This window comes from Sphingobium sp. EM0848 (assembly GCF_013375555.1).
Classification (GTDB): Bacteria; Pseudomonadota; Alphaproteobacteria; order Sphingomonadales; family Sphingomonadaceae; genus Sphingobium.
The window spans coordinates 16,080-36,228 of record NZ_JABXWB010000002.1; the positions used below are offsets into that span (position 1 = coordinate 16,080).

At 58.6% G+C, this 20,149-nt stretch carries 18 protein-coding genes; 11 read left to right on the plus strand and 7 right to left on the minus strand.

Annotated features, from left to right (window positions below):
- Nucleotides 1–215: 215 nt before the first annotated feature.
- Nucleotides 216–2,177, minus strand: a complete 1,962-nt coding sequence (locus HUK73_RS15770) for a hypothetical protein (RefSeq protein WP_176593008.1) — start codon at nt 2,175–2,177, stop codon at nt 216–218.
- A gap of 526 nt (nt 2,178–2,703) precedes the next feature.
- Between HUK73_RS15770 and HUK73_RS15775 the strand changes: the two genes are divergently transcribed.
- Both HUK73_RS15775 and HUK73_RS15780 read left to right on the plus strand, forming a co-directional pair.
- The gene (locus HUK73_RS15775) at nt 2,704–5,391 is read left to right on the plus strand and encodes a PD-(D/E)XK nuclease family protein (RefSeq protein ID WP_176593009.1); all 2,688 of its coding nucleotides are present in this window, start codon (nt 2,704–2,706) and stop codon (nt 5,389–5,391) included.
- A 2-nt stretch (nt 5,392–5,393) separates the two neighbouring features.
- The gene (locus tag HUK73_RS15780) at nt 5,394–8,558 is read left to right on the plus strand and encodes a UvrD-helicase domain-containing protein (RefSeq protein WP_176593010.1); all 3,165 of its coding nucleotides are present in this window, start codon (nt 5,394–5,396) and stop codon (nt 8,556–8,558) included.
- A gap of 38 nt (nt 8,559–8,596) precedes the next feature.
- Here HUK73_RS15780 and HUK73_RS15785 read toward each other — a convergent pair whose 3' ends face one another.
- Nucleotides 8,597–9,007 (minus strand): hypothetical protein, encoded by a 411-nt coding sequence (locus HUK73_RS15785; RefSeq protein ID WP_176593011.1) that lies wholly within the window; start codon nt 9,005–9,007, stop codon nt 8,597–8,599.
- 564 nt (nt 9,008–9,571) lie between these two features.
- On the opposite strand from HUK73_RS15785, the gene HUK73_RS15790 reads away from it, so the two are divergent.
- From HUK73_RS15790 to HUK73_RS15815, 6 genes are all read left to right on the plus strand, one after another.
- On the plus strand, nt 9,572–10,915 hold the full coding sequence (locus HUK73_RS15790) for an anti-phage deoxyguanosine triphosphatase (RefSeq protein WP_176593012.1): 1,344 nt from the start codon (nt 9,572–9,574) through the stop codon (nt 10,913–10,915).
- A gap of 99 nt (nt 10,916–11,014) precedes the next feature.
- Nucleotides 11,015–11,527 (plus strand): hypothetical protein, encoded by a 513-nt coding sequence (locus tag HUK73_RS15795; RefSeq protein WP_369805529.1) that lies wholly within the window; start codon nt 11,015–11,017, stop codon nt 11,525–11,527.
- 51 nt (nt 11,528–11,578) lie between these two features.
- Entirely contained in the window at nt 11,579–11,767 is a 189-nt protein-coding gene (locus tag HUK73_RS15800; protein ID WP_176593013.1) for a hypothetical protein, read from the plus strand.
- A gap of 127 nt (nt 11,768–11,894) precedes the next feature.
- The gene (locus tag HUK73_RS15805; protein WP_255326379.1) at nt 11,895–12,515 is read left to right on the plus strand and encodes a hypothetical protein; all 621 of its coding nucleotides are present in this window, start codon (nt 11,895–11,897) and stop codon (nt 12,513–12,515) included.
- A gap of 29 nt (nt 12,516–12,544) precedes the next feature.
- On the plus strand, nt 12,545–12,937 hold the full coding sequence (locus HUK73_RS15810) for a heavy metal-binding domain-containing protein (protein ID WP_176593015.1): 393 nt from the start codon (nt 12,545–12,547) through the stop codon (nt 12,935–12,937).
- Nucleotides 12,938–12,992: 55 nt separating this feature from the next.
- Nucleotides 12,993–13,511 (plus strand): hypothetical protein, encoded by a 519-nt coding sequence (locus HUK73_RS15815; RefSeq protein WP_176593016.1) that lies wholly within the window; start codon nt 12,993–12,995, stop codon nt 13,509–13,511.
- 420 nt (nt 13,512–13,931) lie between these two features.
- Here the strand turns inward: HUK73_RS15815 and HUK73_RS15820 are convergent, their stop codons facing one another.
- The 5 genes from HUK73_RS15820 to HUK73_RS15840 form a co-directional block, all read right to left on the minus strand.
- Nucleotides 13,932–14,600: a hypothetical protein gene (locus HUK73_RS15820; protein WP_176593017.1), complete on the minus strand. Its 669-nt coding sequence runs from the start codon at nt 14,598–14,600 to the stop codon at nt 13,932–13,934.
- 69 nt (nt 14,601–14,669) lie between these two features.
- The gene (locus tag HUK73_RS27185) at nt 14,670–14,906 is read right to left on the minus strand and encodes a DNA translocase FtsK (protein WP_369805531.1); all 237 of its coding nucleotides are present in this window, start codon (nt 14,904–14,906) and stop codon (nt 14,670–14,672) included.
- A gap of 4 nt (nt 14,907–14,910) precedes the next feature.
- Nucleotides 14,911–15,069 (minus strand): hypothetical protein, encoded by a 159-nt coding sequence (locus HUK73_RS15830; RefSeq protein ID WP_176593019.1) that lies wholly within the window; start codon nt 15,067–15,069, stop codon nt 14,911–14,913.
- Nucleotides 15,069–15,419, minus strand: a complete 351-nt coding sequence (locus tag HUK73_RS15835) for a thermonuclease family protein (protein WP_176593020.1) — start codon at nt 15,417–15,419, stop codon at nt 15,069–15,071. Before HUK73_RS15835 ends, HUK73_RS15830 begins: the two co-directional genes overlap by 1 nt.
- A gap of 120 nt (nt 15,420–15,539) precedes the next feature.
- Entirely contained in the window at nt 15,540–15,788 is a 249-nt protein-coding gene (locus tag HUK73_RS15840; RefSeq protein ID WP_176593021.1) for a hypothetical protein, read from the minus strand.
- Between the two features lie 222 nt (nt 15,789–16,010).
- Here HUK73_RS15840 and HUK73_RS15845 point away from each other — a divergent pair, with 222 nt between their 5' ends.
- The 3 genes from HUK73_RS15845 to HUK73_RS15855 all read left to right on the plus strand — a co-directional run bounded on the left by HUK73_RS15845 (nt 16,011) and on the right by HUK73_RS15855 (nt 20,083).
- Nucleotides 16,011–17,360: an ADP-ribosylglycohydrolase family protein gene (locus HUK73_RS15845; RefSeq protein WP_255326380.1), complete on the plus strand. Its 1,350-nt coding sequence runs from the start codon at nt 16,011–16,013 to the stop codon at nt 17,358–17,360.
- Nucleotides 17,361–17,500: 140 nt separating this feature from the next.
- Complete coding sequence (locus tag HUK73_RS15850) at nt 17,501–18,541, plus strand: YafY family protein (protein WP_176593023.1); 1,041 nt, start codon at nt 17,501–17,503, stop codon at nt 18,539–18,541.
- A gap of 66 nt (nt 18,542–18,607) precedes the next feature.
- Nucleotides 18,608–20,083, plus strand: a complete 1,476-nt coding sequence (locus HUK73_RS15855) for a DUF2779 domain-containing protein (RefSeq protein ID WP_176593024.1) — start codon at nt 18,608–18,610, stop codon at nt 20,081–20,083.
- Nucleotides 20,084–20,149 lie beyond the last annotated feature (66 nt).

Below are 20,149 nucleotides of genomic sequence, written 5' to 3' on the forward strand. Positions count from 1 at the left end.
ACAAGCCGCGATGTGCGGGTCAAGAACTCGGACAAACGCGAGAAGCGGGCGCATTCTCCTGCGCCGAGTTGCAGCATCAACAGTTCCCCAGATGAATGGCGAGTCCTTCCTATCCGAATCGGTCGGGTTCCGAGCAGTCTCAGTCTGCGACCCGAAGGCTTGGCTTATCCAAGTTCTTCTACTGGGGCCGGCTAAGCCGGCCCCACTTTTTCACATCAAGCAGCCTCCCAGACCCGGTTTAGAATTTGCGCGGCCATCGCCGCTTTATCCTGCGGAAGGAACCGCCCATAATGCTTGGCAACCATGTCGGGTGTATCCTGGATGGCATAGCTTGCCTGCTCGTAGGAGCCGGTATGCTTAAGGATGTGGGTGGCTAGAACATCCCGCACATTGTGCGGCCCGTGCGGCAGCAATCCCTTGATCGCACCTCGACCGGTGTAAGGATTGAAGACACCGTAACGCTGGATCACGAGCCTCCACGCCTCGTAGAATGTGGTCTGGTTATATGATGCGTCCCGACTGGTCGTCTTGACCGTTTTGACAAAAAAGGTGCCGGGGTCCTTCGCTCCGTTGAGCAGCGCAGGACGATGCCGCTCAATGTAGGCGCTGATATGCCCATATAGGCCGCCGAGATCGGGAAGGACCAGCCGGAAGGGCTTGCCAGCGAAGAAAGATGAGTGGGCATTTTTGAACGCAACGGCAGGCACGAACACTTCCCAGCCCTCGTCGCGCTCGCTCCAGCGAATTTCGCCGCGCTTCAAAGCCTCAAGCTGCCGCTCTGAGCGCGGCAGATGCCCACGCGGACAGACCATCAGTTGACGAAGGTTCTTCTGCCGCAATCCGAGATGTAGGCCAAAGCGAATGAGGAGATAGGAGCGCGCCACTTCCGCCGCCGCACGAGGGTACCGCCGCGCGTCCGGACGAACCTTCAATATCTCGTCGGCAATCTTCAGATACTCCGCGACCGGGCTCGATGCCTCAAGGATCGGCAATATCGGCTCGAACGGATCGCGATGGATACGCGCTACCCGTTCCACTTCCTTGACGCGTGCTCCAGCATGCGCATGAAGAAAGTCGCAAGCTCCTTGCCAATCGGCGCGGGCAGCTTCGATTTCCTCGGCCGATATGAGGCCTGCAACGGGGACAAGGCGTGAAGCGATTTCTGGGTGCTGACGCAGCCAGCCGGTCTCGGAACGAACCAGCGCCATCGCATTGCGCAGCATGTCGCATTCCCAGCGTGTGAAGAAGCCGCGCCGCCGCTCGCGCCATTGAACGTACCAGTCCCAAACGCGGGGAAAGATGAGCATGGCGAACGACATGTCCTTGAGCGGCACGCCATGCCCACAGACAGCCCCTTTCGAAGAGGCCGCCAAGGCACCGAACATGAGCCCAAAATGCTCGATCTTCTGGGCCGTGGTCTCCTCGTTCCAGACGCCAATGCGCTGGAAGCCGATATCGGTAAGGGTGGCAGTCTTGAAGCGGATAAGCTCGGTCAGTTCCGACACGAGCTGAGGCGGCGCGTCCACCACGCCGATATGGTCAGCTTGGTCATCGAGATCGTAGGGTTCGTCGCTAGATAGCGAAGCTCTCTGCGGCCTGCCCGTCAGAGAAGGGAAGCGGATCGCATAGCGCAGCTTCATGGCCTGGGCCTGAAAGCGACGATATTCGGTGGCGCCAGAGATCACCACGTTCTGAACCCAATCCAGAATGTTCGCCTGCTCCTCAAGTGACCTTGAGTTGAAATCATCGGGCAGGTGCCAAGCCAGCCGCCGCTGCTCGGCTTTGGAGATGCCCTTCACCAGCAGACCTGAGGCGGCGCGCGCAGGATTTGGGAGCTTCGACTTGAAGTAGCCCAAAGGCAAATCGTAGCGCCGCTCGATCCGTGTAAGCAGCTCTAGGCTGGCCGCGCTTTGGGGGGCGCGACGTCCCTCGGTCCACGATTGCAGAGTGGCGCGATCAAACTTCTCCTCAGGCCGGACGATAGATCGGTGGAGTTGATAATAGCTCTCGGAAAAGCGCCCCAGATGCAGAACGAGCGCTTCGCGAAATGAGGGAGGATCAACCCAATCTGTAAATTTTGGAACCGGGCGTTCGACGATCGGCAGAGGCTTGCGACCCCGCTTCGACGAGGCAGAATTATCCGTGTCGCCGCTACTCCGGCGTGTTGTTTTTGGCATTGTAGAAAATCCCAGATTTGATGGTCATGATCCAGCTTGGGCTGGGCACGCCTGGGATGCAGGCGCGCAAGCATGACGCCAGAACTTCGACTTCAACGTATCCCGGATCAGCGAGACCCCACCTCCTATACGCGAGCCGCGTGGGAGACGCCGCCGACGAGTCTACGCCCAATGGGCAAAGGCATGACTTGCCATGCCGATGCCATTCACCATTGGGTTAGATGCCGCAGCGGCCATTCGCCTAGATCAACGGCCGATACCCGCCGTCAACCTCCCAAACATCCTGCTCCTGCAGCCGCCTTGCGGGATTGATTCCTGCGACAGCGTCACCGGCCGCATATCGGCGCGATAAGGCGCAGCTTGGCGACACTTGGACCAGACACCAAGGCCATGTTTTGGTTCGCCAAAAGTGTAACGACCGACATTGTCGTAGGCGCATTCATTAATGACATGACAAAGCATTTCAGCTTACGGGCCAGCGATACCGGCGCTGGCGAGGCAGCTGCCGGTTGGGGGATAGTTGAGAATGAAGCTTATCTTCGGCCTTTCATGCGATGGCCCTTCTTTTCCGGATTTTCCGGGGCCGAATGAAGGCGTCTTCAATGCCGCCGTTGTAGGGCCTCAAGGCCTGATAGAGATGCTCGAAGTGCAGTTGGGCCTCACTGCTCCCCGCGTGGCACATGCTGTTCGAGTCTCGAGCTATGCTTCTAAACTGCGTGCTGCGCTGGCCACCGCCCCCCAACTGTTCTTCGCTCAGTCGTTCGCCCTTGATCCCTGGGCCACTGCCGCCTCCTTGCTTGAATGGCGAGATCAGCTGGTCGCTGGCGGCTGGTCTGGCGCCATCGTCGGCGCGGCGCGACTCGATGCTTTTGCGAAGATTGAAGGGGCAGCCCCCATGCTGCCGCTCGGCATCGCGGACCGCGCGCGGAGGCTCTGCGATGTGGTCAAAGCCCGCGCCAGCTTACCACTCGCCTCAATCGAGCTAGTCGAACCGAGAGATTTGCTGCCACCTCTCTGGCAGGCCCTCATCGAAGCCCTCGAAACATCGGCTATCAAAATCTCGCAAGTTTCGGCTTCTGAAACTGCCGTCAATGATCTGAGCCACGTGCAAGCGTTTCTCGAGGACGGATCGCCCGCGACATTAGCAGGCGATGGAAGCTTTGTGATCGTGGAGGCGGACACCGCCCTGACGGCAGCCGAAGCCGCCGCAGAGTGGCTCGCCCATTGTTCAGAAACTGAGCTGCATGGCACGGTCATCGTGAACCCAGACGGAGATACGGCACTCCTGGACGGCGCGCTGCAGGCTCGCGGTCTTCCGGCTCTGGGCTTGTCTGCCTCATCCCCTTGGCGTGGAGCGCTACAGGTGCTGCCGCTCGCCTTCGCCGCTTCTTGGGCCCCCTTCAACGCCAAGGCGATGCTCGATTTGCTCATGCTACCGCGCCCTCCGATCCCCCGAAGCGCGGCCCACAAGCTCGCCTATGCACTTAGCCGGGAACCTGGCACGGGCGGTGCCGCGTGGCTCGCCGCATGGGCCTCTATCGAATCAGATCTCGCCGATCGAACGCCCGAAGAGCCACAGGAAAGGCGCGACGCAAAACTCGCCACGTGGAGGCAATGGACGTCCGGGACGTTATACCAGCGGCACGAAGGGATGCCTGCGGAGGCAGCAAAGGCGATTGCATCTCGTGTCGCGCAATGGGCGCTTGAGACAAATGGGGGGACCGCGGATCCGCTTTTCCTCACGCTGGTTGGTGCCGCGACGGCCCTGACGCAAGCGATCGACGTGCTTAATATCGGCATTCTTTCCCCGCTGCTGCTCGGACGAATGATCGATCAGGTGCTCGCGGACGGCGCTAAGAATCCCAACCACGTCGCAACATCGGGCGGGTTGCGTGCCGTGCGTCATCCTGGGGCGATCTGGGACCAAGCCAAGCATGTCCTTTGGTGGGATTTCAAAGGTCCCGGAGAACGCGTGGCGCCCCTCCCATGGAGCAGGGAGGAGATCGCCGTCCTGAATGCTACCGGCTGCAACATCGAATCGCCGGCCGCGACGGCCGCGCGAATCGGGTGGAGCAACGCCAACGCCGTGCATCGCGCTGGCGAGCGCCTCATCCTTTTCTCACCGGCACTGTCGGCTGGAGAAGAGACGACCAGCCATCCCCTCGCCCATCAGTTAAACCCATTGACGGCACCCGCTGGCGACATGGTTCGATGGTCGGCAGAGCAGCTTCTGCAGGGACCGACTCATGAGCTAGCGGGACGCAGGCTTCTCCGAGAAGCCATCACTTCAACATGCCCGCCAATGCCGCGGGCGCACTGGCCGCTGCCCGCATCTGTGGTCGCCAAACTCGACGATCGTGTCGAAAGTGCTACCAGCTTTGAGCACCTGGCGGATTGCCAAATTCGTTGGCTTCTACTTGACGTCTTGCGTCTCTCCCGTGGACGAGTTGCGGAGATACCGGGCACGAACCAGCTGCTTGGCAACCTCGCCCATGAGCTCGCCAACCGCGTCTTCCCCGCAGATTCGGTACCAGATCCAGACACAGTTTTCTCGCAAGCCAGCAATCTGTTTGATGAGTTGCTCAGTGCGATCGCGACGCCGCTTCAGCAGCCCGAATATGCGGGCGAGCTGGCAGCCGCCCGCGTCAAAGTCCCAGCTGCTCTGGCCCAGCTGGCACGGCTCCTGAAGGCGATGGACGCCAAGGTGATCGGCACGGAAATCGAACGCGAGAGAAAGTTCGTCGATGGGCCTTATGTGAAGGGCCGGATTGACATGCTGGTGGAGCACCCTGCTCACAGAACAGGCGTGATCGACCTGAAATGGTCAAGGAGTGTAAAACACCGCCGCAACGAGCTGGCCGAGGGACGCTCTATCCAACTCGCGACATACGGCGCGATAGCAAACCCCAACAGTTCCACGCCTACTCCAGGCGCATTCTACATGCTGAACCAGCGGCAAATGATCGGTCTCAATGGCACATTCCTCGCCGAGGAAGTCGTTGAATCCGAGCATAGTCTGCCAGATACATGGACCAATCTCGTTGCTACCTGGCAGGTATGGCGCGATCTGGCACGAAGCGGGACTGCAGTGGCAGCAGGCGTCCACGAGGCTGAAGCTCATATCCCTGCCGATCTACCAATCGAACCTGGAACCGAACCATGTCGCTATTGCGAACTAACGGCTCTGTGTCGCGTGGGCGTGGAGGCCAACTGAAGATGACTGCCCCCAATATCGCAACCGTTGTCGCCTCTGCCGGTGCCGGCAAAACGACGCGCATCGTTGGAAACATTGCTACGGAGGTTGCGTCCCGCGATCCCGAAACCATCGTAGCCACCACGTTCACCGTGAAGGCCGCTGACGAGTTGATCGAACGCTCGCGCGCCAAGCTGTTCGAATTGGGCATGCCGGACAAGGCAGCACGGCTGCTCGGCGCCCGCTTCGGAACAGTGAATGCCATTTGCGGTCAGATCGTGTCGGAGAACGCCATCGCTCTTGGACGATCGCCCCGGGCCGAGGTCATTCCCGAAAGCAGCGTACCGCGGATCTTTGCGATCGCCGCCGATGCGGCGATTGAAACTCACGCGCCCGCGTTGAACGAACTGGCCGAAATCATGGGTTTCTTCGAACCTAAGCGAGCGGCTGATGCTGGACGAAGTGATTGGCGGGCGACCGTCAGACGCTTGATCGAGCTCGCTCGAGCGAATGGAATTCCAGCCAGCGAACTAGCCATTTCTGCGGAACGATCCGTGGAGACATTTCTTGAATTGCTCCCGGCGGCTTCGACCCGCAGCAGTGACGAGTTCGATGCAGATTTACGAGCGGCCGTACGATCGGCAGTGACTGCGGTGCCCACTGAATTTAGCGCAACAGCCAAACCGCATGTGGCGTTGCTCCGTCAGATCGATGCCGAAATCCGTCGAGGTGGACGGGTCTCCTGGCCGAATTGGGTCCGCCTGTCGAAGGTCGGCTGCGCCAAGAAGGACGGTCAAGCCTTTATCGACGCTCTTGAGGCCGTTGCACAAGCGGCTGGTCGACACCCTGAACACCCGCGGCTTCGTGAGGATTGCAGTCGGTTCATCAGATCGGTCTTCGCCTGCGCAGGCGAAGCGCTCGCAGCGTTCCAAGCCTATAAGGCAGAGCGCGGATTATTGGACTTCACTGATCAAGAGGCGCTCGCGCTAGAAGTCCTTCGTGACCCGATGATGTCCGCTGGCCTTGGTGAACGCATCGGCCGGTTGTTTGTCGATGAATTTCAGGATTCCAGCCCGCTACAGGTGGCCATCTTCACCGCCATGTCAGGCCTGGTCGATGCAAGCACCTGGGTCGGAGATCCCAAGCAGGCCATTTATGGCTTCCGCAATGCTGACAGTGCCCTGACCCAAGCTGCGTTCGCAGGTGTCGCCGCATCATCCAGCGAACCTCAAGATGTGCTGGCAACCTCCTATCGCAGCCGCGAGGGCATCATAAACCTTGTCAATGCTGCCTTCCCACCAGCCTTGATCGCAATGGGCCTGAAAGCTGAAGAACATGCTTTTACCGGGACGGGTCGCAACGAAGACGGCTTCACGCAAGCCCCGCTGGCGGTGTGGTGGCTCGAAGGCAAGCTTGAGCTCCAATATGCCGCACTGGCCGCCGAAATCCGCGATCTGGTAAAATCCGACTCCCCCTGGGAAGTCGCGGCAAAGCCAAATGGCGTGCGGGCCCTCCGCGCTGGGGACATAGTTGTCCTGTGTCGCAGCAAGGCGGACATTGCGAAAGTATCGGCTGCGCTCAGCCAACAAGGCATAAAGGCCGCAGTCGAGCGAGAGGGCCTTGCGCAAACGCCGCATGTCCAACTTGTTATGGCGGCATTTCGATGGGTCGCAGATCCCACCGATCGTCTCGCGCTTGCTGAACTCGCTCGCTTCTTCGCCGACGACCCGGACTCGGACTCTTGGCTTGAGGCACTCGGCGCAGAAAATTCCTCAGAGGCGATGCTCGCCGCCGTTCCTATTTCCTCAGATCTTTCCGCGATCCGTGAGGGCAGTCTCTCGTTGACGCCGGCGGATCTCGTCGATGCGATCATTCTTCTCCCGGAGCTTAATCGCCGTCTAGAAAGTTGGGGTGACGTCGCGGCCCGAGTCGACGATCTCGAAGCCCTTCGAGGTTTCGCGCGGAGCTACGAGGAAAGCTGCGCAAGCGAGGGATCCCCGGCAACACCTTCCGGCTTGGCGCTCGCTTTGGCTGCGGAAAATCCGGCGCGCCCACGGAGCCTGCAGGACAATGCCGTCAAGGTCATGACCTATCATGGGGCGAAGGGACTTGAATGGCCCGTCGTCATCCTGACTGGACTCGGCAAGGAAACAGAGCCGAGGCTGTTCGAGCCAACGGCCGAAGCCGACGGTGAGATAGACTGGCAGAATCCACTCACCGGGCGCTGGATCCGCTACTGGCCTTGGCCCTACGCCAGCCAAAAGAAGGACGTATATCTCGATGCTTCAGCACCCAGTTCGGCGCTAGGGCAAAAAGCCGCGATTCGAACGAGGGATGAAGAGGCCCGCCTTCTTTATGTCGGCATGACACGCGCTCGCGATCATCTCGTGTTTGCGCCTCCGGCTAAGGGCACACTCCATTGGTTGAAAGTTCTCGATGTAGACCAATCGGAGCATTTCTCTCTGCTAGGTGTCGGCGGCGATGGGATTCGGGCTGGGATGGAGACTTTTCCAGCCAGGATCGCAGCGTTGGCGAGCGACGAAGGTGTCGACGCCCAACCTCCGACCGTCGCATTCGGACGCGTCGCACGCCCAATGATGCAGCGGGCACCGCTGCATCGCCGCCCGAGCGAGGCATCAAGAAGCGAAACCTTCACAATCGTGGAGAAGGCGACAATTGGACCGCGCTTACCGTTTGCAGGCACTCCAGACATGACCCTGCTCGGCGAAGCCGTTCACGCCATCATTGCCGCAGATCAGCACCAAGATCCGCTGGATCGGCGCTTGGCTCAAGCACAGGCGATCCTCGATCGCTGGGGGGTACATCAGGTTGCCGCAAAGGATGTCGTGGAAGCCAACGAGCGGCTGCTCAGCGAGATCTCGAGGCGTTGGCGTGGTGCTACAATTCACCGCGAAACCCCGATTTCAGCACATATAGGAAACCAGCTGGTCACCGGACGCATCGATCTGCTGGTTGAGCATGACGAGGGCTTTGCCATTATCGACCATAAATCCTTTCCGGGCTCTCCTAACAGCTGGGACGCACGAGCCATTGGACACGGCCCGCAAATCCAACTTTACGCTGACGCGCTAGATAAGGCTCGGCCTGGTGCCACATGCGAACTTTTCATCCATATGCCTATTGTCGGAGGTTTTCTGCAAGTGAGATGCGTGCAGGAAGATGATTGATGCGCTAAACCAAAAAAGGGAATGGCGCATTGAGTTGCTCAAACAAAAACGGGCAGTTGCCTCCGATCGACCGCCCAGCCTTCCCAGAACATGAGTTTATCGAGCAATCGGCGTTCAATGAAGTGGTCTGGCACCTTATTACGGCTCATCTCACATCCTTGTACTGCGAAGTATGCAAGTAAATCAGTCACTGCTTGCTGGAAATCAGGCTGCTGCTTTTCATCTTCACGCGCGCTAGCACATGCTGCATGAAACGCAGCGTAGTCATGTTCCTTTCCATTTCGATAAACATCCAAATCGGTACCTGCTGCCTCATCCCCACGCTCCCTAGCCCGAAGCCTCGCGGACTTGGTCGCAAGAGCATCCCAGATGTACACCTCGCTCGAAGGATGCACGAACGTGGCGATTTTGGAGGCCGCCGATGTCTGGCGGGCTTTCCGTTTGTTCAAAGCCTGCAATCGCTTAGCAAACGCCGGTATATCGGCCGTGGGAGCGAACTCTGGAAGAGACGCTAGGCTTCGGATCTCGGTCGCGACGGAGTCCGTTTCCCAGCTCGCGCGAATGAGCATAAAGGTAATGAGAAATAGCCGAGCGTCCTCACCATTTACGCTCTGAATTTCAGCACCAAATTTTCGGAGCCAGTGCTGATCCGATGGTTTACGCCCTTCGACAATCTCACCTGCGGGTGCGCACCACTTTTAACATCGGCGACTGCATGGGACAGAAAAAGGCTGCGGTGGGCGCGCAGGGCGGCATACGATTCAAAACCCATGAGAACTCCGATGGATAGCTTCTATTGGCTCTCCTTGAAACTGTACCGTTAAAATCCAGTCAATGATCGCGATTTGTGAGGTCCGAGTTGATTTGGCTGCTCCACAATCATTTACAACTCAATGGGACAGGCGGCACCTGATCAGCGAGTTGATCATCTATCGGTTTGGAAATTCATCACTTGGTTCCCGCGACCTGCTCTCCGTGCTAGCGGACAAATATCTCGCCGACGAAATGGGGGTATGATGCACTGGCTAGATCGCAGAACACCGGAGTCACGCAAATCTTTCGATGCCCGGTCTGCTGGCGATGTCGACTATGGCCGCGTGGTCCACTCAGCCTCCTTCCGGCGATTGCAGGGCAAGACCCAGATTCTCAATCTTGGCGATAGCGATTTTTATCGCACCCGGCTCACGCACTCCTTGGAAGTGGCGCAGATTGCTGGCGGCTTGGTCAAGCAGCTCGTGCACAATCTTCCTGGCCACCCCGCGCTGGCCTACCTACCAGAACATGCTCTCATCCAGGCCATTGCCTGCACCCATGATCTGGGCCATCCCCCATTTGGGCATGGCGGCGAAATCGCTCTGAATTACTGCATGAGAGATCATGGCGGTTTCGAAGGGAACGGCCAGACGCTCCGCATCCTGTCGAGATTGGAGAAATTCTCGGAGTCTGCTGGTTCGAACCTAACCCGCGAAACGCTGCTGGGCGTTCTCAAATACCCTGTTGCTTTTAGCCAGGCGGCAAACCCTGATCTCCGACCGGGCATGCTTTCCGACACCAGCGGCACGCCGCTGCTCGACCGCAATGCTTCCGAGCCCCCAAAATGCTTCTTGGATTGTGAGCAGGACGTCGTGGACTGGATCCTCTCCCCGCTCTCCAAGGGTGATAAGGAGGCCTTTCGGCAGTTTGATCTCAGGCTAGGAAAGCATACAAAGGCGCGCCACAAGGCGTTCGCATGCTCGATCATGGACCTCGCGGACGATATCAGTTTTGGTATCCACGATCTGGAGGATGCGCTCGCCCTCAAGCTGATAGATGAGCAGCAGTTTCATACACATGTGCCTGCATCGGCTTGCCAGGGCCTGCTCGATTATCTGAACAGCCAATACCGCGGCCAATATGGCAATGACGTGTATGGTGGCCTGCTCAACCGCCTGTTTGGCGATGGCAACGACCGCAAGCATCAGATCAACCGGATTCTCAATTTCGTCATCCCAAGCATTCAGATCCGAGAGGAAGCCGAGTTTGAGGAGCCAAGACTCAGATATCGAGCCGAGGTTCCAAAACCCGTGGCGGACTTCTTGGCCGCCGTGACGAAGCTGGTTTACGAAGAGGTGATCTGTAGCCCGAGCGTCCAGCATCTCGAGTTCAAAGGGCAAATGATGGTGATCGCCGTTTTCGAGGTGATGAAGTCCGAACCGAAGCGATTCCTCCCCAACGACGTTTACGTCAAATTCGGCGCCTCTGCCGATCCTATGAGGGTCATCTGTGATTATGTTTCAGGCATGACCGACGCTCATCTCTTGCGGACCTATGAACGCCTCTTTGCTCCGCGGATGGGATCAGTGTTCGACAAGCTCTGACATCCAAAAACGTTAGAATAAGGGACGCGCCTCCAAAATTATGACCGTTTTTGACGCACAATAAATTTAACAGGCTCCCATCGAAAGCAGGGAGTGAATGTGACGGAGCGTGAGGACAGCCTTCTAGGTTGGGTGGGCGCGGGCATCGTCTTCGCATTGATGATGCAAGTGACTCCATTCCGTTGGGCCGTTTACGCGCTCACTGCCTGGCTCGGCTTCTTGTTCGTACAAGATTGGTGGAGCGAACGTGAGTTGCCGGTGGGCTCTCCTGATGCAGAATGGCAGATCGAAGCACAGGACATCCAATCCAATGCCAACGATCAGCAACTTCGCTACTCGGTGCAGGGATGGTTTCACAATCGCGGCAATGAGGCGCTCGAAAGCGCGCTGCTGGTCGGTCTCCTTTACGAATGCGTTTCGCCCGACGAACCAATTGATCGATGCACCCCCGTCAGCGAAAGCCATGACAATCTGACGCTTGATCTGAAGCCAGGTTTCCGCACGCACTTTACGGCTTACCCACAGTTCAGCGGCGCAGGAGGCCCCAATCCGCGGGTAGTTTGGAATATGCGGAACGTCATTGCCGATAACGACTGGAAGCTGGATGAATGAGGCGAATTCTCAACGTCACCAACTTGGCGGCACACCCATGAAGGCGAGTCGATGACCAACGATCAAATCGCGTTGGGTGCGGCCGTGATGATGCTGAGACGACATGGTGACCAAGCCCCCACCAAGGTAGCCGAGCGGATTGGCGAGCTTGCTGTCGAAGGAGACTGGGAGGGATTAGCGTTCTGGAAGGCAATAGCATCCAAAATGGATCAGATATTGCGCGCGGGTTCGGTTCAATAATGGCCACGCGCTTTTAAGATGACGAACTGCAACTACTGCCCCGACCGCTTGACATCTCGGTCGGCGCCCTACAACAGATTCACTGGCCTTGGGGAAGGCCAAATATGGGGGTATTTCAATGAGATTCATGTACGCGATGCTCGCCTGCGCGATCGCCTCGTCGACGCTTGCTCAGACTCAGGTCCAGTCGCCTGCGCTGGCTGTTGGCCCCGCAGCCAACAATGTTCTTCGCACGGGCACAGAGATCCAACTCAAGACGGAAGAGCCGCTGACGACCGAAGGCAAGAAACTACGTGTGGGTCAGCATTTCAGGCTCTCGGTGATTGAGCCTGTATCTGTCGGTGGTCAGATCGTCATTCCGGTCGGTTCGCCTGCTGTCGGGGAGATAACCGAAGTTCGTAACAAAGGGATGTGGGGCAAATCCGGCCATCTGACCGCCTCTCTCCTCAATGTGAGCGTAAACGGCCGCCAAATCCGGCTTACCGGTACATTTGACGACAAGGGTGTCACCGGCACGGCAGGGGTCGTCGCCGCTGTTGCCTTCGTTCCGGTCGTAGGCTTCTTCACCACGGGTACGAGCGCCAAAATCGCTGCTGGATCGCAGGTAAAGGGTTTCATCGGCGAAGATGTGCCGTTGGTTTTCGCCGAAGCCAAACCGGCTGAACCTGTGACCGTTCCTGTCGCAGCCGGCACCGCTATTGCTGCCGCAGTGGAGACGGCTCCGGCGGTTGCCCCTTCTACAAAGTGATCCGACTTTAACACGGAGCTTAAATTCTCATGCGTTTCGTTCTGATTGCCGCCTTTTCGGTGGCTATTGCATCGCCTGCCCTTGCCCAACCAACCCAGGCTCAGCCGCTCGTGAATGAGGAAGTCGGCGTCCCCGTTTTCCCATACGATATCACCGACCGCCCCTATGAGGTGCTGGGTGAGGTCAAGGCTGGGGTTCGCAAGGCGACCGTCTTCAGCAAATCGCCTTCGCAGGACAAAATCTACAAAGAGCTGTGGGAACGTGCACAAAAGCTGGGTGCTGATGCCGTGATCAAAGCGCAATATGGTGATGCTCATGTGTCGGCATTCAGCTGGGGCAAAGCGAACGCGACCGGCACGGCGGTTCGCTTCTTGCCGGCTGGCAGCGCTACTGCGGCAGCGGCACCTGCTGGCTCCCACTAACTTAATGTTGCGCGCAGCCTTTATCGCAGGCGCCCTTCTGGCCAGCAGTCAGGCAATGGCTGCTCAGGACGCTACCGCTTCAGAAACTATCATCGCCCCTGCCCCTTCACCCACTCCTCGCTGGGTGAAGGGTACAGATGTTGAACTGATGGTGGTTCGCGAAGTGAACAGTCGATCCGCCAAGGCCGGCGAGCGTTTCAGGCTGCGCGTTAATTCACCCGTCACCGTGGACGGAGCCATCGCCGTCCCGATCGGGGCTGTCGCCTGGGGAGAAATTGTTGCCGTCTCGGGCACAAGCGCGGCGGGTGGCAAAGGGCAGCTAAGCCTCCGCTTGCTTCACCTCGACACCCCGTGGGGGCCGGTCGCGTTGACCGGCACGAAAGGTACTGAAGGCGCCTCGAACACCGGCGGGGTCATTTTGGGCGTGTTGGGCTTTGGCATTTTCGGCCTGCTGAACAAGGGCGGTAATGCAACCTTCAAGGCCGGCGATATCATTCATGGGTATATCGCCGATGGCGAGGAGCCAGCTCCCGCGCCTCTCCTCATCTCGAATCAAGACGGGTCGCATTCATGAAAATGGTACGGCTCGAATTGTGATTTAGGCATTCGAGAAAGCGAGGCTCGACTATATGTCTTTTCGTTACCCAACCACTAGTCCACTGCATCCTGAAGCGCTCAAGCGGAAACAACGTAGCCTTCGCGAGGGCTTCGCTATGCCTCTCACCCTTCGAGTTCACCGAGCGCTTTCTTGGCTACGCAGGGCGGAAGCCGACGAGGGTGACGAGGACGTACGTTTCATCCTGTTGTGGATCGGTTTTAACGCGGCCTATGCCGGCGACGTTGGATTAGCTCTGGGTGGCGAGAGTCAGCGCGAGCGCGACGCCTTCGCCCGCTTTTTCTCCACTCTGGTCAGTTTCGATGGCAAGCATCGGATTTATGACATGGTCTGGCAGCGATTCAGCCAGGAAATCAGGGTCCTGCTCGACAACCGCCTCTACAACGCGTCGCGGGACGTCCTGCTTGCAATATGGGTGCGGACAATATTCCAACTGTTACGCAACTGCAGGCGGCGGCTGTCGATTTCCTCCCGCGCGCGCTGTGCGATCCGTTCAAGGTCGACCACCAGCTCATCAGCGAGGCAGCGTCGCTCGGAGGGGGCAGCGTCCTTCATCAGTGCCGCTGCGGTTGACACCGCTTCCGGGACCGTGCGGGAGATGAATGTAGAACAGTCAACGACGCTCCATTCGACTGATTCCTCGCTCACCAACTCCAGCACCCGAGCACAGCTATGCCGAGCTAAAGAAAGACGCTGCGCGTATTCTGGCGCAAGTTCTCCAGCGATTTTCCAAGCTTCAGCGATATGTGGATCCGCCTCGGGCTCCAAGGCTTCCTCGACGACCGCAGAGGACATCGTCGACTCCTCTTCCATCGCCAGCAGCTGACGATCAGCAAGTCCCTCACGGCGTCCGAATTTTCTCAGACACAGGACGAACACCAGGATCGCAACGCCAGATACAGCAATTCCGAACCAATCACCCACAAGAGCGACGGGCAGAACAACGAAGGCAATAAGGCCAGCAAGCGCCGCCACCATTGCGGCGCCCGCAACTTTCCCAAGGACAAGAGCCGCATTGACGAGGCCTTGTAGACCCTTGCGCAGCACCTCCCAATTCGGCGCAGGAGAACGACGCTCACGAACAACAAAAGCGCGAAAAAAATCAGCCGGCCCAATCTAGATGTTCCCCACGCAAATGCCTGATGCAACCCTTCGCGCACCGTTCTTGTCTGGAGCGCTTACCAATCCGGAAGGTTCTATCTCGTCCATAATTCGGCGAGCATAAGCATATTGAACCCCCAACTCTCTGGCTAACCGGTTTGTCGAACCAGATCGCGATTTTCTTATCAGATCGCACGCCATTTGGACGCGATCAGCATGGGTCATCGGGCCATCCCCGTTGATGGGTGGCATGCGATTACTCGAACAGCCCAATGAGCCGCCGGACAACCGATGCGAGCATCATACCCGTGCCGAGCAGGAGAAGACCTCCGATGATAATCGCTTCTAGAGCAACCAGATAGGGGAAGGGCGAACCATCAGCTTCTCTATCCCGCTCATCCCAGCGACGTGACATCACCTGCACTCCCGCGCCAGCTCAAGCCCATTATCCCAGTTTCTCTTATAGATCGCCTGACCGCGCCCGATCTGCTCACAGGCAACATTGACGCCATTCACATAAACATGGGCGAGCGTACGACCATAGCGGTCGCGTCCCACGCGGCGGATGCTGACGGAACCACTCATGAGATTTTGCAGGCTCTGCTTACTGGCCTGCCCGTCGCCCGGAGCGCATGCGCGCCCCGCCGCGCATCCATGGATTTCAGGCGCGTCGATGCCAACTAGGCGCACGCGTTCTCCATCCAAACGGATGGTATCGCCATCGACGACGGTTACGGCAGCCGCCAGCAAGAATATTCCGATCATCCTGAATTCCGTTTACCGAGTTTCACCGGCCCAGCAGTAGCGAACGCGCCGGACCACCCATTGGTGAACCAAGCCTTTGGGGCCAAAGGCCATTGGTTGCATTCTGTTTCGAGTTGGAGCTTACTGACCTGACTTGATGTTCTTCGCTAAGACGGAAATCGCGCCGCCGATCAACAGGCCTGCCCCAACTGTGACGAACGGCACGACCGCAGCGATAGCGGCACCGGCCGCAGCGCCAGTGATGGCCGTGCGACCCATCTCGGTGCCCCAAGCCTTCTTCACCCCATCGACAGTCTTCTCACCGATTTTCTGGCCGACCTTCGCCGCGCTGGTTCCCGCCTCTTTCAACGTATCTCGATCAATCTTCATGCTAATTCCCCTGTTTGATGCTTTCACCACCCCATCCTGTCTGCTGGGTCAAGGTAGTTCGGCCTTTCAGAGACCACGAGGAGGTAAGTACGACCACATCTGTCAGATTCGGTCGTAATAGCTCTCGCCAACTTCAAGCTGGCGCCATGAAGATGGCCTGAAAGGACAAGAATGGACCAAAGAGACGCTGCTAATGTGCTCCGCACCAGTGCGAGCCATCCGTTGAAGATCGCGTTCGTCCCAGCCGGCGTCCGCGGCGGCAGAATAGGGATCACATTCTGCCCGGGTAAGAAGCAGCAAGATGCTCTGACGGGCGCGTGGAACCGTGACCTCTGCGCAGACCTAGACGCCATTCAAGCCACTGGCGCGGCCGCAGTAGTTTCCCTGATCGAAAGCGAAGAATTCCTTAGCCTCGGCGTGGAACGGCTCGGCGAGGAAGTGCGCGCACGTCACATGGACTGGTTTCATCTGCCCATCAGGGATGTCAGCATTCCCTCCCCGGTGTTCGAGCAGGCATGGGCCGTCACTGGCGCCAATCTACGCTCCCGCCTACGCCAGGGCTTCGATATCGTGCTCCATTGCAAGGGCGGCTTGGGGCGCGCCGGAATGATAGCCGCGCGACTGCTCGCTGAACTGGGGAGCGAGCCAATGGCTGCCATAGAGCAGGTGCGGACGGCTCGCCCCGGAGCGATCGAGACACACGACCAACTCACCTATGTGCAGCGAAGGGCCACAGTCGAAGAGGCTCATCCCCCCACGACCTCCGCGGCGGTGCGTGCTCGCGGCCGAGGCGCTTTGATCGGCTTGGCTGTAGGTGACGCCCTCGGAACGACATTGGAGTTTGCACGCAGGGACAGCTATCCCCTTCTAACCGACATGATCGGGGGCGGCCCGTTCGGCTTGAGGCCTGGCGAATGGACAGACGATACGTCGATGGCCCTCGCCCTGGCGGATAGTCTTTTGACCCGCAACATCGGCATGACCGTCAGCGCAGCATTGGCCCGCTGGGAGCAATCGGGAAACCCCATCGCCGGATCCACAGATCCCGCCACCGCGGGGAACGGCAGCTTGATGCGCCTCGCGCCAGTAGCTCTTCGATATCATGACGACATCCCAGCACTTGATGATGCCGCAGCACGTCAAGGTCGGACCACACACGCAGCGCCTGAGGCAGTGGAGGCTTGCGTCCTCTATGCGCGAATGATCGCGAGCGCGATTTCCGGCAGCAACCTGGACGATGTTCTCAACATCAGGGGCGAGGGCCTGACCAGGAAGATCGCGGACATCGTTGGTGGCTCCTGGCGAGGTAAGCCGAGGCAAGACATTCACGCGTCGGGCTATGTCGCGCATTCGCTGGAAGCCGCACTCTGGTGCATCGGTCGAACCGGCAGTTTCACAGAAGCCGTCCTAACTGCCGCCAATCTCGGACAGGATGCCGACACCACCGCTGCAATCACCGGCCAGCTCGCCGGCGCCCTCTATGGTGAGGCCGGCATCCCACAAGCATGGCGGGATCGGATCGTCGGTTATGAGCGAATTAGCGATATGGCCGATCAACTCTTATCCCGGTAAGCCGTAGAAGCGCCCCCTTTCACTCTAGGCAGCCTAGCCTGCGCCCCATCCCGGCATCGGGAACCTCGATTTCCTTCATTAGGCTCTTGAAAGAGCGGCGAAAGCGGTCGTAGTTGGGCACGAATGGGGGGTAGTGCAGCATGACCGATCGTATGGCCAAATTGGACCGATTATTGGCGCTCGTACACGCGCTATCGGAATCGACCGAGGGCCTGACACTCGATGAAATGGCTGAAACACTGGGGGTCAATCGAAGGACCGCCGAGCGGATGCGCGACGTCATCGCGCGGCACTTCGACCTTGAGGAAGTAACCGAGGATCGCCGTAAGCGCTTTCTCATCAGAGACAGCCTTAGGCGCGTCTATACCCGTCCCACTGCGGCTGAAGTTGCAGCACTTACGGCCGAGGCAGATGGGCGACGAGGGGCTGGCCAAACAGTTCGTGCCGACCAATTGGCGAGCCTCCTCGCCAAGGTAAAGGGCGCGTTTGACGATCGCGAGAAGCGCCGCATTGACCCTGATCTTGAGGCTCTCACCCGGCTTCAGCGGACGATGGTCACCGCCGGCCCCGTCGCTACCGTGCCGCCTGAGACGATTGCAGTCGTCCAAGCGGCGATATTGTCCGGTTGCTGCCTTGAATTCAGCTATGCCGCGGTACAGCAGCAAGAACCGCGCTGGCGACGGGTGATACCCTTTGGCATTGTTCACGGCCCTCTGTCCTATCTGGTAGGAAAGATGCCCGATCGAGAAAATGACCCGGTCTATTATCGACTGGATCGTATGATCGAACCCAGGCTTAGCGAAAAGCTCGGGTGTGCGCCCGATGACTGGGACATTGATGCTTGGCTGGCCGATAGTTTCGGGGTCTGGCGAGATGAAAAGCAAGACATCGTGCTTCGCGTTCATGCATCTGCAACCTCACGAGCTCGCGAATGGCGGTTCCACCGCAACCAGCAGGTAGAGGCACTCGAAAACGGAGACCTTCTTATCCGCTTCACGAGCGGCGGGATGCGAGAGCTGGCAGAGCATCTATTCACCTGGGGCAATGAGCTCATCATCGAGCAGCCTGCCGCGCTCATTGAGATGATGCGCCAGCGCATCCTGGCTGCGCTGACGATGCTGCCGCCGGAAGCCGCCTCGCCTAACACGACCACTTTTGTCGCGCCCACGATGCATGGTTGAAGACATGACGATCAACGCTTCGGTTTTCCGCCTCACCCTTGCCCGCCTCTCAGTAAAGGTGGCGGCATGAGTGTAGCGCCCCGCGCCTTTGGACTTTCCAAGTCCAGGATCACTTATTTCGAGCAGTGCCCGAAGCGACTGTGGTTATCGGTTCATCGCCCCGAACTGGCTGAAACCGATGAAGGCGCAGAGGCGCGATTCGCTATCGGGCATGAGGTTGGCGCCGCCGCCTGCTCACTCTTGCCGGGCGGGGTCATGGTCGAGGCTAAACCCGATCTTTCCGCTGCGCTCGCCACAACGAAGGCTTTGCTCGAAAGCGGTCACGAGGATCCGATCTTCGAAGCCACGTTTCAGCATGATGGCGTTCTGGTAAGAGTCGATATTCTCGAGCCGAATGGTATCGGCGGCTGGCACATGGCTGAGGTCAAAAGTTCGACCAAGCCCAAGGATTATCACGTAAATGACCTGGCCACTCAGGTCTGGGTCGCCCGTGAAGCCGGTGTGCCAATCGAGAGCGCAGCGATCCGCCATCTAGACACCGACTTCGTTCTCGAAGGAGATGGTTCGCTCGACGGCCTGTTTTTCGACAGCGATCTGACTTCCAACATCAAGGACCGGGTCGAAACACGGGCCGAGGTTGTAGCCGCAGCGCGCGAAACGCTCGCCGGTGAGGAACCCAGCATCCTCCCTGGATCACATTGCGACGGCCTACCGTGTAATTTCGCGGCATATTGCGAGGGAGCACTTCCGCCAGGCCCGCAATGGCCGGTCACCGTTCTTCCATATGGCGGCGGGAATCATTGGCTGAGACGCGGGGTTGAAGATCTTTTCGAGATTGACCCCACGATGCTGACGAACCCCACCCATCAACGGGTTTACAAGGCTACCATTACAGGCGAACCCGATCATAGCATCGAGGGCGCTAGATCCGCGATGGCGGATTGGCGCTTCCCCCGGACATGGTTGGACTTTGAGACAATCGCATTCGCCATTCCGCGCTGGGTTGGCACACGTCCGTATCAACAGGTGCCTTTCCAATTTTCCGCTCATGTCGAAGCGGAAGACGGAAGCCTCCAACACCATGAATTTCTGAGCCTGGACGGTGCTGACCCGCGAAGGGCTTGCGCCGAGGCGCTGGTAACGATGATTCCCAGTTCAGGCGCGGTAGTCGCCTACAATGCTGGCTTCGAGAAAGCCCGCCTTCGCGAGCTCTGTGAATTTTTTCCCGATCTAGCAGACGATCTCAATTCGATCATCGACCGGGTGGTTGATCTGCTGCCGGTCACTCGCGCCAACTGGTATCACCGCGACCAACGAGGCAGTTGGTCAATCAAGGCCGTGTTGCCGACCGTTGCCCCAGATCTCGATTATACAGAGCTTGAGGTCAAAGACGGTGGTAACGCCCAGGCTGCCTATCTGGAGGCTATCTCCCCTACCACGACGGACGATCGTCGGGCTGCCCTAGATGTGGCACTGCGAACTTATTGTGGCCGAGACACCGAGGCGATGATCGTCTTGGCCAGGCACCTCACTCAAAACTGATATCGCTGCTCTGGGCAGCGCTGGCCAGACCCATGGTCGAAATTACGTCCATTTCTGTCGCCAATT

Excerpts from the sequence above, each read along its gene's own strand:
- HUK73_RS15770 (WP_176593008.1), bottom strand. The coding sequence starts at position 2,177 with ATGCCAAAAACAACACGCCGGAGTAGCGGCGACACGGATAATTCTGCC.
- HUK73_RS15775 (WP_176593009.1), top strand. The coding sequence starts at position 2,704 with ATGAAGCTTATCTTCGGCCTTTCATGCGATGGCCCTTCTTTTCCGGAT.
- HUK73_RS15780 (WP_176593010.1), top strand. The coding sequence starts at position 5,394 with ATGACTGCCCCCAATATCGCAACCGTTGTCGCCTCTGCCGGTGCCGGC.
- HUK73_RS15790 (WP_176593012.1), top strand. The coding sequence starts at position 9,572 with ATGATGCACTGGCTAGATCGCAGAACACCGGAGTCACGCAAATCTTTC.
- HUK73_RS15800 (WP_176593013.1), top strand. The coding sequence starts at position 11,579 with ATGACCAACGATCAAATCGCGTTGGGTGCGGCCGTGATGATGCTGAGA.
- HUK73_RS15805 (WP_255326379.1), top strand. The coding sequence starts at position 11,895 with ATGTACGCGATGCTCGCCTGCGCGATCGCCTCGTCGACGCTTGCTCAG.
- HUK73_RS15810 (WP_176593015.1), top strand. The coding sequence starts at position 12,545 with ATGCGTTTCGTTCTGATTGCCGCCTTTTCGGTGGCTATTGCATCGCCT.
- HUK73_RS15815 (WP_176593016.1), top strand. The coding sequence starts at position 12,993 with ATGGCTGCTCAGGACGCTACCGCTTCAGAAACTATCATCGCCCCTGCC.
- HUK73_RS27185 (WP_369805531.1), bottom strand. The coding sequence starts at position 14,906 with ATGCCACCCATCAACGGGGATGGCCCGATGACCCATGCTGATCGCGTC.
- HUK73_RS15830 (WP_176593019.1), bottom strand. The coding sequence starts at position 15,069 with ATGTCACGTCGCTGGGATGAGCGGGATAGAGAAGCTGATGGTTCGCCC.
- HUK73_RS15835 (WP_176593020.1), bottom strand. The coding sequence starts at position 15,419 with ATGATCGGAATATTCTTGCTGGCGGCTGCCGTAACCGTCGTCGATGGC.
- HUK73_RS15840 (WP_176593021.1), bottom strand. The coding sequence starts at position 15,788 with ATGAAGATTGATCGAGATACGTTGAAAGAGGCGGGAACCAGCGCGGCG.
- HUK73_RS15850 (WP_176593023.1), top strand. The coding sequence starts at position 17,501 with ATGACCGATCGTATGGCCAAATTGGACCGATTATTGGCGCTCGTACAC.
- HUK73_RS15855 (WP_176593024.1), top strand. The coding sequence starts at position 18,608 with ATGAGTGTAGCGCCCCGCGCCTTTGGACTTTCCAAGTCCAGGATCACT.